This is a genomic window from Bartonella sp. HY406, assembly GCF_025449315.1.
Taxonomy (GTDB): Bacteria; Pseudomonadota; Alphaproteobacteria; order Rhizobiales; family Rhizobiaceae; genus HY038.
Genome location: NZ_CP104894.1, coordinates 100099 through 114815, shown reverse-complemented (window position 1 = coordinate 114815; position 14717 = coordinate 100099). Strand labels below are relative to the sequence as shown.

General features: G+C 40.0%; 8 protein-coding genes. 3 read left to right on the top strand and 5 right to left on the bottom strand.

Annotation, left to right across the window (positions count from 1 at the left end):
• The first annotated feature begins 57 nt into the window (after nt 1-57).
• Both N6B01_RS14285 and N6B01_RS14280 read left to right on the top strand, forming a co-directional pair.
• Entirely contained in the window at nt 58-861 is an 804-nt protein-coding gene (locus N6B01_RS14285; protein ID WP_262080715.1) for a tetratricopeptide repeat protein, read from the top strand.
• A 50-nt stretch (nt 862-911) separates the two neighbouring features.
• Complete coding sequence (locus N6B01_RS14280; protein ID WP_262080714.1) at nt 912-1592, top strand: tetratricopeptide repeat protein; 681 nt, start codon at nt 912-914, stop codon at nt 1590-1592.
• A 484-nt stretch (nt 1593-2076) separates the two neighbouring features.
• On the opposite strand, the gene N6B01_RS14275 is transcribed toward N6B01_RS14280, so the two are convergent.
• The 4 genes from N6B01_RS14275 to N6B01_RS14260 form a co-directional block, all read right to left on the bottom strand.
• A complete protein-coding gene (locus N6B01_RS14275; protein WP_262080713.1) occupies nt 2077-3285 on the bottom strand; it encodes an aldose 1-epimerase family protein in 1209 nt (402 codons plus the stop codon).
• Nucleotides 3286-3546: 261 nt separating this feature from the next.
• A complete protein-coding gene (locus N6B01_RS14270) occupies nt 3547-4896 on the bottom strand; it encodes an SEL1-like repeat protein (RefSeq protein ID WP_262080711.1) in 1350 nt (449 codons plus the stop codon).
• A gap of 205 nt (nt 4897-5101) precedes the next feature.
• The gene (gene pbpC / locus N6B01_RS14265) at nt 5102-7435 is read right to left on the bottom strand and encodes a penicillin-binding protein 1C (protein WP_262080710.1); all 2334 of its coding nucleotides are present in this window, start codon (nt 7433-7435) and stop codon (nt 5102-5104) included.
• 93 nt (nt 7436-7528) lie between these two features.
• Nucleotides 7529-13381, bottom strand: coding sequence for an alpha-2-macroglobulin (locus N6B01_RS14260; RefSeq protein WP_262080709.1), 5853 nt, complete (start codon nt 13379-13381; stop codon nt 7529-7531).
• Between the two features lie 212 nt (nt 13382-13593).
• On the opposite strand from N6B01_RS14260, the gene N6B01_RS14255 reads away from it, so the two are divergent.
• The gene (locus N6B01_RS14255) at nt 13594-13878 is read left to right on the top strand and encodes a hypothetical protein (RefSeq protein ID WP_262080708.1); all 285 of its coding nucleotides are present in this window, start codon (nt 13594-13596) and stop codon (nt 13876-13878) included.
• Nucleotides 13879-13967: 89 nt separating this feature from the next.
• Here N6B01_RS14255 and N6B01_RS14250 read toward each other — a convergent pair whose 3' ends face one another.
• Nucleotides 13968-14459, bottom strand: coding sequence for a hypothetical protein (locus N6B01_RS14250; protein ID WP_262080707.1), 492 nt, complete (start codon nt 14457-14459; stop codon nt 13968-13970).
• Between the last annotated feature and the right edge of the window lie 258 nt (nt 14460-14717).

Sequence of the window (14717 nt, the reverse complement as noted above, 5' to 3'; positions counted from 1 at the left end):
AACTAAAAACAGATTATCTATTTGGGGGCTGCCCCTAAACATCTATAGGAGCGGTTATTGAAAACGCCGATTATAAAACTTTTTTTTATTGCAATAGCCAGTATGTTTTTCGTCAATTTTGCTCACAGTAACGACCTTATTGCAGATTTTCGCCAAAAAGCCGAGCAGGGCGATGCAATTGCTCAATTTGAAATGGGGGCAGCCTATGATATCGGCAAAGCCATTGCACAAGATAAGGTGCAAGCTGTTAAATGGTATCGCCTTTCAGCCGATCAAGGGTTTTCAAAAGCTCAATTTAATTTAGCGGTTAAATATTTGCTTGGTGATGGCGTTGAAATGAATAAGCTGGAAGCTGTAAAATGGTTTAAACGAGCAGCAGAACAAGGCGAAGTTCGATCTCAATATAATGTTGCTACCGCCTATTTAACGGGTGAGGGTGAAGTTAAAAATACCCAGGAAGCCATAAAGTGGTTTAAACTTGCCGCAGATCAGGGCTATGTCGATGCGCAATTTGCTTTAGCAAACATATATTTCTTTGGCGAAGGGGTTAATAAGGATAGAGAGCAGGGGATTAAGCTATTTAAACTTGCTGCCGAGCAAGGGGATGCTAAATCTCAATATAATCTAGGAATTATCTATTATAATGGAATGGGCGTCAACATGGATAAGGTTGAGGCGGCAAAGTGGTATAGGCGGTCTGCCGATCAAGGATATGCTGATGCGCAATTTAACCTTGGTTGTAATTATATGCATGGCGAAGGGGTGGAAAAAAATATGGATGAAGCTGTTAAATGGTTTCAGCTTGCGGCGGCTCAAGGCCATGGATTTGCCCAAGATACGTTAAAACAATTGGGTAAATAAGGTATAAATCTAAAGCCATTATGGTTATTAAACCGCTATAGGAGTTGTCATTGAAAACGCACATAATCAAAATTTTATTAATAGCAATGGCAAGTATGTTGCTTGTCAATTTTGGTTACAGCAATGAAACTATTATAGATCTTCATAAAAAAACCGAGCAAGGTGATGTTAATGCCCAATATAGTTTGGGCACGATGTATCTTAAGGGTGAAGGTGTTGCACAAGATAAGGCTGAGGGGATAAAATGGTTGCGCCTTGCAGCAGAACAAGGATCTGCAACGGCCCAAAATAATTTAGGACTTGCCTATTTAACTGGTTTTGGCGTTGAACGTGATCCGTTTGAAGCCGTAAAATGGTTGCGTTTATCTGCCGAACAAGGCCATGCAAGAGCTCAATATAATCTGGCTCGCGCTTATCTTGATGGAGATGGAGTTAATCAAAATAATGCGGAAGCAATAAAGTGGTTTACACGTTCATCCGAACAAAACTATGCTGCATCTCAATATATCCTTGGCGTTGCCTATGAAAATGGTCAAGGCGTTGAACAAGATAAGGCGGAAGCCATCAAATGGTACAAGCGTGCTGCCAGTCAAGACTATGCTGCAGCGCAATATAATCTTGGTGTTATTTTGTACGCCAGTGATAAAATAGAAGCGATTAAACTATTCAAGCTTGCGGCTCAACAAGGTGATGAGGATGCATATCGAGCCTTAAAGCAATTGGGTGAATAATTTAGCTTTTGCTAGGGTAAAACGCGAACATATCAATAATTTTGGTTTGAATTAAAGCAGCTATTATTTTTGAAAAAACAACTTTTAACTTTGAAAGAATATATTGTTTTATGCGCAATTAATGCGTTAAAATTTTAGGTCGCGATAATTCCAAGATCAAATTGGTCATGGCAGATGATTTTGATCTTGGAAAACTCTTCCATGACAAAATAAACAATCAAACGACCAAATTTGGCTATTTTAAATTTTAAACCTATCTTAAAATTTCAAATAGACAGGTTTTACTGATGGTAATTTCTCCATAGCATTTCGTTTGCATTAACAGGTTTTGCGCCGAATGTTTTTGAAAATATGCCATTATTTGCTTTCACAAATACATAAAATCAATAATTAGAGCACGCTCAATTGAAATAAACTCTTGTCAACATGCTCTAATTGCGTTGTTCAATTCGTGGCAAAAAGCTTTAATATTATTTTACTCATGTTATTCTGTGGCGATTGGCGTATCGCTTTCAATAATTTGAACATCGCCTTGAATATTTTTAATTTTTTCTTCAGTGTCTTTCACCTGCTCACTATTATGAAGCACTGTATAAGTTAAGTCAAAAATAGTACTTTCACCGGCTTGTAATTGCTTGACGCGCTTTTGCTCCCTTTCAATCGTTACTGGATAAGCATAGCTTGTTCCAGGTTCAATCCCTGTTACATAGCCTTGTTTTTGCGTATCTGTATTTTTCCAAAGGGTTAAAACAGGCAATTCACGAATATCAAATTGAATAGCCGCGCCCTTATCGCCGGCTTTATTAATCACGGCTGCAATGGTTTTATGGTCTTTATCGGCAAGTGGTTCAATATTAAACACCATTTCGTCAAAGTCTTTTGTTGGGCCGGCAAAATCTTGCCATGTTTTCAAACCTGCCTTTGCATAATCATTGAATGGGCTAATTTTTGTCATTGGTGCGATAAAACGCGCCCCTTCTTCGAGCAAAGGTGTACCAAAATTGCTGTGATAGATGATTTGATAATCATGAGGATAATCAGCATGGTTGGTTAAAACATCATGAAGGGTAAAACTATTGCTGCCCGGTATATAGCGCAACTCTGTCATAGTTTGTAAATCTGCTTTTTTAAATGTGCTTTCTTTGACCAGGCCACGAATACGGATTTCATAAGGGGCTTTTTCATCAATTTCAACTTCAACCTGTGAAGCTGGTGTATTGCCAGCTTTACCGTGTAATGTGTAAATTTGGCCATCTGTAGTTACTGGGTGGCCCGTCCATTCAAAGCCACAACGAACCATCATTTCGTTAAAACCTTCAAGCCAGCCAACGCCATTTCTACTTTCAAGATTTATAAAAGCTGGATTAACCACTTCCTTAACCGGTGAATCCCATCCCATGCGCGTATTAAAACCTTCAACACGCAATAAATTCATGCCTCGTGTCGGAATAAGCGTTATTGTAAGCCCATCTTTACTCGTGATGGTTATAATCTTGCTGCCTTCTTGTTTGCCACCATGGAGAAGTTTTTGCTCAACCGTGAATTCTTTATCCTTGATAGCCAAGTCTTGACTGGAAATTTGCCAATTGCCTGCTTCAATATTGTTCTCAGTACTGGTTAAAACCCATGTCTTGGCAGATAGTGGACTAGAAATTATCATTGCAATTGCAGTTAGTGCTAATGTTCTTTTCATTTTATCACTCCATGAAACGAAGATGATTTAAATTTAGCACAAGAATTGGATATAGCTTCATCAAAAATAAAAATACCCGAAAAATCAATACATTAGCATAGACTTTATTACTGATGACGTTAGAGTATAAATATTTAAATATTATTTGTATTTTATCTACTTTATTATCAATTGCCTATTCCAAATAGCAGATTGGCAATTAGGTAATATTTACTAGATTGAGGTCAATATCGACACGATTACCGGAAAAATCTTGTAAAATTAAGGCTCAATTTGTTTTAATTTTTGAATGGCTGGTCCAAAATCTTGATCTGCCGCTTGCTTTATCCATTTTATCGCTTCCGCCTTGTCAATCTTTCCACCTTTACCTTCATAATATAAATTACCAAGATTTAATTGCGATGCGGCATGGCCTTTGTTTGCCGCCATAGAAAGCCATTTTTTTGCCGTATCATAGTTTTGCGGAACCATCTGGCCTTCATAATATAATCGCGCTAAATTTATTTGTGCCGAAAGGCTACCTTGATTGGCTGACTTTTCAAATAATTCAATGGCTTTTTCTAGGTTTTTTGGCACGCCATTGCCATTAATATAAAGCAATGCCAAAGCATTTTTTGCATTCCTGTCATCTTGGCTAGCCGAACGCTCATACCATTCACGCGCCTTGGTATAATCTTGTGCAACGCCATCGCCCTCTTCATACATATAGCCTAAATAAAATTGTGCTTTAGAATTGCCTTGGCGTGCTGCAAGTTCAAACCACTTAAAAGCTTCACTGTAATTTTGGCGTACCCCTTTGCCGTCATAATATAATTGCGCCAAGCTCAGTTGTGCGTCAACATGACCTTGATTGGCGGCGCTTTTAAACAATTCAATCGCCTTTTCTGTGTCTTTTGCACCAACTCGACCATTCAAATAGAGCAAAGCCAAATTGTTTTGGGCGTCTGGGTCATTTTGGTTAGCCGCACGCTCATACCACACGCGCGCCTTGGCATAATCTTGTGCAACGCCATCGCCTTCATCATAGATAACGCCCATAATAAATTGCGCCGGTGCATAACCTTGTTTTGCTGCTAATTCAAACCACTTAAACGCCTCGTTAAAATTTTTTTCAACACCGCTTCCACTATAATAGAAGCTGCCAAGCTGCAATTGCGCGTTAGCTTGACCTTGATTAGCGGCGCTTTTAAACAATTCAATCGCCTTTTCTATGTCTTTTGCGCCACCTTGACCATTCACATAGAGCAAAGCTAAATTGTTTTGGGCGTTTGGGTCGTTTTGTTTAGCCGCACGCTCATACCATTCGCGAGCTTTGGCATCATCTTGGGCAAAGCTTAGCCCTTGCTTATACATAACACCCAAGTTGAATTGTGCCTGAGCATTATTATGCTCTGCCGCAAGCGTAAACCAGTGCCTTGCTATGTCATAATCTTGGCTGACAGTATCACCCGTATAATATAGCATACCAAGTTTAACTTGGGCATGACTGTCGCCAAGATCGGCTTTTAGACGCGTGACATGATGATCGGGATAATAGATAAAAACAAAAGCAATTGCGCCGTTAATGGCAATGAAAAAAATATTCATTACAAATTTTAAAATACGGCTCATTTTTAATCCCTATTATTTAACCAATAACAAAGCTGTTTTACACTGGCTCATATGCACAGATTTAATGTAAATGCCATAAGGTAAAAATTGTAAATAGCACTTGCTTGCTTTTATACATCTAAAGCACGTCTCTTTATTGTTGAACGCTCTTAAAATTTAGTATTTTGTATTAATGGCAAATAAAATATTTTAATTTTTAACAAATTTAATTAAAATTGACATTAATTGTACGCAAGGTCGTATTGCCATTTTCATCACTTACTCGCAATTGCATGCGCCCTGCTTGTTTTGGCCGCCAATCAAGGCTTGTTCCTGGAGTTACAACGCCAAGGAAGCGGTCTTTTTCAAACCAATAAAGTCGTTTTACGCCGGCCGGCGCGTCCGCCTCTAAGCGTATATGATCATTTTCATCATCGCGTTTTAAAACATAGGTGACATTCACCAACGGATAACGAATTTGCGGTGGGGATATATTGTCAGATTTAACTGTAATGCCACATGTTTTTTGCGTGGGTGGTTTACGCCGTGGCAAGCCAGCCGTGTCAAATAATGCATTTAAATCACTTGGCCAAAACTCAAAAATTTGTTGTTTAATATAGGGCTTATCATAAGGTGGGCAGGCAATTTCGCCGCTGCGTGTATCAATCATTAATGGTCGATGTAGGTTGGAAATTTTAATTGGCGAAACGCCGGCAATAAACCAAGTTTGCTTTCGTTTTGGACAATATTCATTGGGTAGATCGCCAGAGGCTGCACAAACATCAACGCGCACCACATTTTTAGGCGACAATTGTACTAATTGCTTTTCATTAGGCTTTAAAATTGGCAAAGCATCAGCAATTTTAAAGAATAACGGCGCTGCAGAACGCACGCCAATAAAGGCAGTAGGGCCGCTATTGTCAAAATTGCCAATCCATACCACCACAATATAGGGGCCAATCATGCCACTTGTCCAAGCATCGTGGTAACTCCATGATGTGCCGGTTTTCCATGCAACAGGCCAATCTTTTCCACGGCGATCTTTTGGCAAACCATCAGGACGCGGGTTTTGATAAAGCATTTGGCGGGTGATAAAACTCGCTTCTGGTGATATAAGTGCCTCACCCTCATGATAAAGCTCGGTTTTTAAAAAGCGCGGAAACTGTCTTTTGCCGTCTTTGGCAAGGCTGGCATAAAGGCTGGCAAGTTCCAACATTTTCATTTCACCGCCACCAAGGGCGATGGATAGTCCATAGCTTTCTTCAGGCCGCAGACCAGTAATGCCGGCATTTTTTAAAAACTGATAAAGGCTTGGTTTTCGTGTTTTGCTGGCCAGCCAAACGGCAGGCACATTGCGCGAACGGATAAGCGCTTCTTGCGCCGATAGTGGCCCGACAAAACGGCCATCAAAATTTTCAGGCTGAAATGATCCAAACATAGTTGGCGCATCTTTAAGCATGGTCATTGGGTGGATAATGCCCTGATCAATCGCCAAAGCATATAAAAACGGCTTTACTGTTGATCCCGGCGAGCGCGCGGCTATGGTGCCATTGACTTGGCCATGGATTTTTTCATTAAAAAAATCTGCTGAACCAATCATGGTCTTTATGCCCATATCGCGGCTATCAATGATTAAAATTGCGCTATTGCGGATACCTACCCGGCTGCGATCTTTAATATAGCCATTATTAATTGCCTCTATTGCCTTTTGCAATTTCAAATCTAGCGTGCCCTGTAACTGGTCTTCAGGGTAATTGGCAAGCAAATAATCGCTATAATGGGGGGCTAAAAATGGCAAATCGCGCCTTGTATAAGCAGTGATTGGTAAATCATTTAATGCCGCACTGCGCGGATCATTTTTATTGGCGTCGCGCCAATCATTTAATAATAATAGCCGCGCTTTTTGGGTCTCAAGTCCAAAACTTGCGCGTTTTGTCGGGCTTTGCGGAATAACGGCTAAGGCCAGGGCTTCATTTAGGGATAATTTTTGCGCAGATTTATGGAAATAAATTTGCGAGGCTGCTTCCACGCCTTCAATATTGCCACCCATTGGCGCAAGATTAAGATAGGCTTCTAAAATCTCCGCTTTGCTGTAACGCGCTTCTAACCAAAGGGCTGCCAATATTTGTTGCGTTTTACCTGAGATTGAACGCGAATTAATATTGTAAATTTTGCGCGCCAATTGCATGGTAAGGGTGGACGCGCCTTGGCGATTGCCGCCAATATAAGTGGCAAGGCTGGCGCGAAACAGCGCAAAAGGATTAACGCCAAAATGGGAATAAAAATAGCGATCCTCTTTTAGCATAATGGCTTCGACCATTACCGGTGACATGTCTTCAAGCGGCACAAAAAGTCGATAATGATCGTCTTTGCTCAAGGTTAAGCGCAAAATTTGCCCATTTTGGTCGCTAACAAGCTTTGAATAGGAAAATTGTTCTTTAAGCGGTGTATGCGGCCAAAGGCGCAGCGCGATAAGTACCAAGCTTAAAAAAGCAAAGCTATAAAGAAAAATGCGTAAATATCGCCGCAATCTTGATTTTGTAAAAAAACGCCGCCGCATTTAAGCCATACCAGTTTTAAGTCTTCATATGAAATACGCCATGATATCATCATGGCGTATTTTGTTATGGTTTATCGCAATTTATGCGGTTTACTATTTTACCTCAATAATCAGCTTACCAATAGCACCTTCACCATTAATTTGCGGATTATACATGCTTTCAGCAAAAGCGGCCGGAATGGTAAATTGCCCTGCATTGATAGCGCGTACCTTATAGGTAAATGTGCCAACTTCTTTATCTAAGCTGCCGTAAAGCACAACGCGGTCGTCACGTGGATCAATAAAGTGAGGCTGCCAATCGCTTTGGTCTGGCTCGCCAACGGCTGGCAATGCCTGTTCTTCATCGCCTTCACTATCATATTCATTGCCATCATCACCCTCATCGCCATTCTCATCACCACTTTCATCGTCATCAGAAGATTGCGAATGATTGGGTTGGCGATAAACAAGTTCAACACCACCTGGTAAAAGATCAACAATCGCGACATCACCGACATAATTTTGCCCTGTGCTGCGCATTCTTACCCGCACCAAGAATTCATCGCCAACATTGACCTTATCAATCTTGTTGCCTTTCAGGTCGGTATAATCATGGAAGATATCAATGCCATTATTGCGTGGCTCTTGGCTTTTGTTAATATCATAACCAGCTTCACTTAACAGCACAAAACCTGGTAAGTCGGATCGGCTTTTTGTTAATGTCAAGGATTTAAAATCAAAAGGTAAAATGGCTTTTGATGGGCTACCCTCTAATGTTACACCTGATGTTTGATCATTATTTTGTTTGACAGCAGCTTCGATTGAGGCACCACTATTTTGCACAGAATTTTCGTAAATTGATGCTGCACGAATAAGCAATGCCGATGAAAGACTATTATAGCGTTGGCTTTGTAAATTATCGGCAATTTTTTGCCAAACTTCATTTGGAATTTTTGATAATTGGTTAGGGAAATAGCGACCAAGTATGGTGATCGTTTCGCTATCATGCGTTAAAGCATCATCAAAGTAATATTGACTATCTTCATTATTTTTAAGCAATTGCCAATCAATGGAATTTACCAAGGCATTGGCTTCTTTATTTTGCTTAAACATCAAATAACTGGCCGCCATATAAACAGCGGTGGTATCTTTTTGCCAATCCTTTTTTTCATAATAAGTGTCAAGTCGCTCGCGAAGATTAGCAAGCTCGTTGAAACTAGGACTAATGCCAAGGCTTTGTGCTTGGCGGTTTAACAAGTAAATTGCATAGGCTTGCAAACGAAAGCCGTTCATTCCTTCAAAAGGTGGTTCTTCTGCAATGTCTTTCAAGAAAGCTCTTGTGCGTTCAAAATTTTGGCTCGCTACATAAAAACCACGCTCTTGCGCATCAAGCATAAAATCAACCGCATAAAGCGTTGCGAAAATATCGCTATCGGGTGTTGCATTCCATTGCCCTAAACCACCAGAACTATTCATGCGTTGGCCTAATATTGTCAATGTATTGGCGACATTTTTTGCCGCATCACTGTCTTCTGCTTTGCCAAAAATAATTGATGGCATGGTTTTAGAAATGGTTTGCTCGGTGCAAACATAGGCATAATTATCAAGATATTGATTAAGGCCGGTTGCCCAATTAAGCGGTGAATAGCCAAAAGATGCCTCTACCTTGCTTAATTGCGAATAAAGTTTGCGTGTTGGTTCAAGCGTTATAACCTTATCATTGGTGATTTTAGCGCTTAGCTGCACCCGCCGTTCAGATAGTGGACGGACAGAAACATTTTCAACCATAGTAAAGCTACGGCCATCAGCGAGTTTTGCAACAAATTTTATATCATGGGCACCTAATTTGTTGCCATCATTATCATTGGAAGCTTTTAACTGCCAATTAGCGGTTGCTTCTTTAAGTGGATCAACAGTGAATTGCTGGGTCTTGTCACCAATAATCTCGAAAGCCCGACTTGGCTCAATGGTCAAACTTACCACATCTTGCGAAGCTAGATTGCTAAATGCGCCCATTGACACATTGACTACATCGCCAGGAGCAACAAAAGCCGGCACATTTGGGGTGAGGACAATTGGTGCCTTACTTTCCGTATAGCTTTGGGCAATACCAATATGGTTTTGATCAACTGCCACCGCAAAGAAATGTACTTTACCGTTGAAATAATCAGGCACTTGCCAATTAAGTTCACTTTCACCCTTCGGCATATCTTGAATGCCACTCCAATAGACAACAGGTGGCTTATTTTTGCGCTTAAATGGATTTAAATGATTGGACAACGCCCCTTCATCATCACCGCCTGAAGCCGCCAAAAATAATTTTGAAAATTCAGGCAAGATCAAATCAAGAATTTGAGTGGTTTCAACTTCCAAAGCGCGCTTTTTGAAAAAGAAATCCAATGGCCGTGGCTGGCTATAGCGTGCCACTTGCAAAATGCCTTCATCAACGCCCCAAACCATCACTTGTGATGGGCGGTTAAGGTTGACCTTAATGGCAATATCATCACCCGGCTCAACCGTCTTTGGTGTTGTAACCGCAATATTAGTCGTGCGATTATCTAAACTAATGGCAAAAGGCGCAACACCATAGGAAAGTGGCGACATGAAAATTTCATCCGATTGCGGCGAGCGGACAAATTGCACATTAATATAAGCATTGCCCTCTAGCCCCTCAGGCAATTCAATATATTGAACGCTTGATGTTGTATCAGTTTTAAACCAAGAATGGGCATAGACCTTATCACGCTCGATGGTGATGAGACCTGCTCCGACATAAGGCGCACGAATATTAATTTCAATAAATTCGCCCGGCTTATAAGAGGTTTTATTAAGTTTAAGGGTAAGTTCGCTGCTACGATCTAGCGAGCGTGATAGGTTAGCATCACCTGCAACACTATAATTGAGCTGGTTTAAAACCGTATCGCCATTTTTAATTTTAACAATAAATTCACCCGGATTGCTGGTGTCGAGTGTATCAATTGTGCCATTTTCAGTAATAGAAAATGGTTTATTTTCAAGCACAACTTCTTTTTTGCGCGAAGCATAGCGATAGGTATCATCATATTGCTTTACCAATACCGATACATAGCGCACTTCCACCACTTCGCGTCTAAGGCCATTAATACCAATTGGCTTCAAATTGGCATTAACCGCAAGCCAGTTGACGCGCCGTTGTGTACCCTTATTGACATAATCAAGATTATCATCACTCTTTACACCCACCATATAATCAGCTGGGGAAACAAGGGCGCTTGCGTCTGCTGCAACATTACGCCCGCCATCAGCTTCAAAAACCCGTGCCAAAACTTGCAGCTTATAACCGCTTGCAGTAAAGCGGTTTAAATCAAGATTAAAATTGGCAATGCCATTTTCATCGGTTTTTTGGTCTGCCAAGTCTTCAACATGGCTTTCGTCCAAGGTGTTTTCAAGATAGAAACGATAATCGCGATAGCTATCAAAACCAACAAAAGCGGGTTCCATGCGCATGGTCATGCTTGTACGCCGATCACCTGCCGGCGCACCAAAAAGATGCATTGCTTTGACACTTGCCTTAACTTCTTCTGGCTTTAACCAGCCTTTAATTGGCGTTGGCGAAAGACTAGCTGTTACTTTCATGCGGTCTGGTTCAAAATCACGAATAGAAAATGAAACGCTACCAAGCGAATAATTGCCACCACTTTTGTTGGCAAGCTCAAGCTCTGCCGTATAGGTACCTGCAGGCATTGCAGGATCGGACGCAAAATCATAGCTTTCAAAGCCTTCTGCCGATAGCTGCATTTTCTCGGTCTTTACTTCGCGGCGGGCAGGATCATAAATGGTAAGCTCAACAGGCAAGCCTTGCAAGTTACCATGCCAGTCATCACGGCGAACAATCATGCCAAGATGCACGGTTTCGCCGGGGCGATAAAGGCCGCGCTCGCTAAACATGAAAGCGCGTAATGTATCTGTTTTGCCATCTGCCATTAAACCGCCAATAGCAAAGCGCGATAGGTCAAGCTGGCGGCCTTCATTATTAATCGGCAAGAAAGATTGATCCTCGCCATTGGTGACCACATACATGAGCGGGCGCTTTTCACGAGATAATTCGCTTAAATCACCAAAATAAGCATGGCCTGTTTCATCGCTATAGCTTTGCGCAACCGGCAGACCATTAACGCCGTAAACTTCCACCAAGGCATTATCGATTGGTAAACCTGTTTCGATGGATTGCACAAAAATATCATGGCCGCGATTGCTGTCGCGCTTGGCAATAATGCCAATATCGGTGACGACAATAAAGCGTATGTCACGCGCTGATGTCACTTCGCCAAGGGTTTGGCGATCATAGCTACCTTTTTCACTCATGCGCACCACAAAAATACCATGCCGTCCATCTTCACTTGATAGGTAAGGAGCAAGATCCACATAGCTATATTGCATTTTATTGACGGCAATATCAGGAAGATCAAAATCGATATTTTCGCGCTCGACTAAAGTATCAAATTCGCTTTCGCTCATATCAGGGCGAACAAAATTACCATCCAATTGATTAACCAAATGGTGAAGCTGCTTTGGCAGAACGCGGGCTATTTCAACTTGTGCGCCACTTACACCTTGCGCCATAACGCCAAGGGTGCGTTCACCACGAAGACCAAGCAAAGCGCCTTCTGACATGAATTGCAAAGTCTTGGGATAATTGGGCATATTTGATGTGTAAAGTGTTTGCGCATCACGCGATAAATAACCGCCTTGAGATTGGATTTTGCCATTAATGCGCACATAAAGTTGCACACCGGGCTCAGCATTAAGCTTAAATGAATGAAGGCTATTTTGAGCGCTATCACTAGGAATTTGAATAAGTGGAATTTTGCGCGAGCGAGCAAGCAAATTATCGGTAATTTCATTGTCGCGCCAATTAATGCGATCGCCAGATTCATTTTTACGCTGTGGTAAAGCCCAAGCTGTCACTTGTCCATCAATGTTAGTGTCGCTTACCGGTTTTGAGCTTTCAAACATGAAAATCGGCTCTGGCTCACCATTATTATTGCGCACAAAATCAATTTTTGCGTCACCAAAACTTAACTGATAACGTCCCGGTACATCAATGCTAGCACTAAATTCCTCAGTGCTAGCATTACCGCCAAGATTTGACGTCACGCCTTTTGACACCTTCAATTTAACGGTAGAGGTTTCAAGCGGCATGCTTAAAATTGCTGATTGAACAGACGCGGTTAAACCATCTTCAGAAAAGAAAATTTGCGGATTATTATTAGTCTTGTTTTGATAAGTAAGACCGCGCGATAATTCAAATGATATATGTTTTGCAAAAGTCTTTTGATCAATTGGGTGGCTTGCTTTAATTTCCGCTACCATCTTCTTTTGATTAGGATCTTGCGGATCTTCATAAAGCTTTGAATTATTAACCGAAATAGCAAATGGACTAGTGGTTACATCAAAACTATAATCTTTTAGCAATATGCCGTCAGTAAACAAGCCTTTTTGCGCAAGGCTTACAGTATATTTTTGGTCAATTGGCCAATCTTGTTGCGGCTTAAAAGTTAAGACCTTGTCATTAGACCAATGCCATGTACCCTTGATTTGTGGTGATAGGCTTACGCCCTCTTCAATTGTTGTATTGACTTTATCAATAGGAGCAACAGAATCTGAAAATTCGATAGTTAAAGGATAGGTTTTGACACCCTTTTTATCATAATCGGATAAAGGTGGATTAGAATAATCATAACTTACCATATAGGGCAGCGGTTGGTTCTGGTACCATATCCAGCCTCCGATTCCTGCACCAATGGCGACAATCAGAACGAATACACTTGCGATAGCGCTTTTAGTATATCTTTTAAAAAAACAACCAATGAGAGAAAATAATTTGCAAATGGGTCTTAGCCAAAAAGGCGGCACCCATGAAACATTACCAAAAATAAGGCTCAAGATTTTTGCGAAAAAAGAATAAATTGCTTTAAAAAATGCCATAACTCGCCCATAAATTTGTTAATGTCTTCAATTAAAAATACTAAAGTCACAATTTGGATAAGAATATTACATTTTTCAAAAAACTTCACAATATAGTATATATTTTTATTAAGAGATTTTTCGAAAAATTCGTTTTGAATTAAGATTATTCACTATATATGATTTTGAATATTTCTAAATAAAATGAGTTTGGTTTGAGGGATGCTATAATAATGGTAAAACTGAAGATAGTTTATATATTTCGATTGCGTCATATTACACATATATTATGCGAAGAATTAACCCTTGAGCAAAGTGCTAATATCAAAAACCATAATAATGCCTATGTTGTTAAGGATGAGGAAAAAATAGGCTCTTATATTACATCTTCTGGAAAAGTGTTTTTTTCATACCGTACATTAAATCCACCAAAATATTTTAGTTTTGCGACTAAAGATGAGGTAAATCTTGAAAGCCAACAATGTCAAACTGAAAATTGGTACTTAAAATTTGAATAGTTTTTACTATCAACTAAAAACAACAAAGCAGCTCATTTTTTATTAAATATAATGTTGTTTCAGCCAAGGTTACCCATCACCAAGAAGGCTTAGAGCTTAACTCCAATGATCATCGCGCATTTATCATTAAGTCGCTGATGTTGTATTGGACGAAATTGCTTATTACCAATTTTTATCATTTCACGTTTTTTATAGCGATGAATGCATTCTTGGGCTGCAAGTTTGTGATCGCTTATCAACTCGAAAAACTTATCATCCATCGATAAAACGCCAGAAAAGTCGCCTAGCGGATAATAGTCCTTATAAATTTCAAGGGCTAATCGGTCATGATAAATCATCAATATGTCCAATGCATCATGGTAACTTAAATTGCTATAAATGTTTAACCTATCGCAATAATCTGCAAATATCTTTGATCCATCAAGCTCAGTTTTGGCAAGCTGGCTTTTTATAGCCATTGTTGTGTTTTGTAATTTTACTGGAAAATATTCAAAAATACATTCAGCAAAAGCAAGGGCTTCTGCCACACAAATTGGTGGCTTGAAATTTCCTGCCGCAAAAGAGTTGCCAATAAATTGCATTTGCTGTTCTATTTTATTTGCTTTCAAAAATAGTACTCACTGTGTTTTCCGATGCTCCAATATCATTTTGATAGTAAAACCTAACCGTAATTCGTAAAATACGTATGTTCTTAATTTTTCTAAGCATGAGTTTTCATATATAACCCTATAGCCATTTTTATCTTCACTATAATAAATACTTTCAAAACTTTGTTGTTGAATGATATAGGGAGGATTTATAATTTCACCTTTAAATTCACTATTTTAAAAGGCACATTT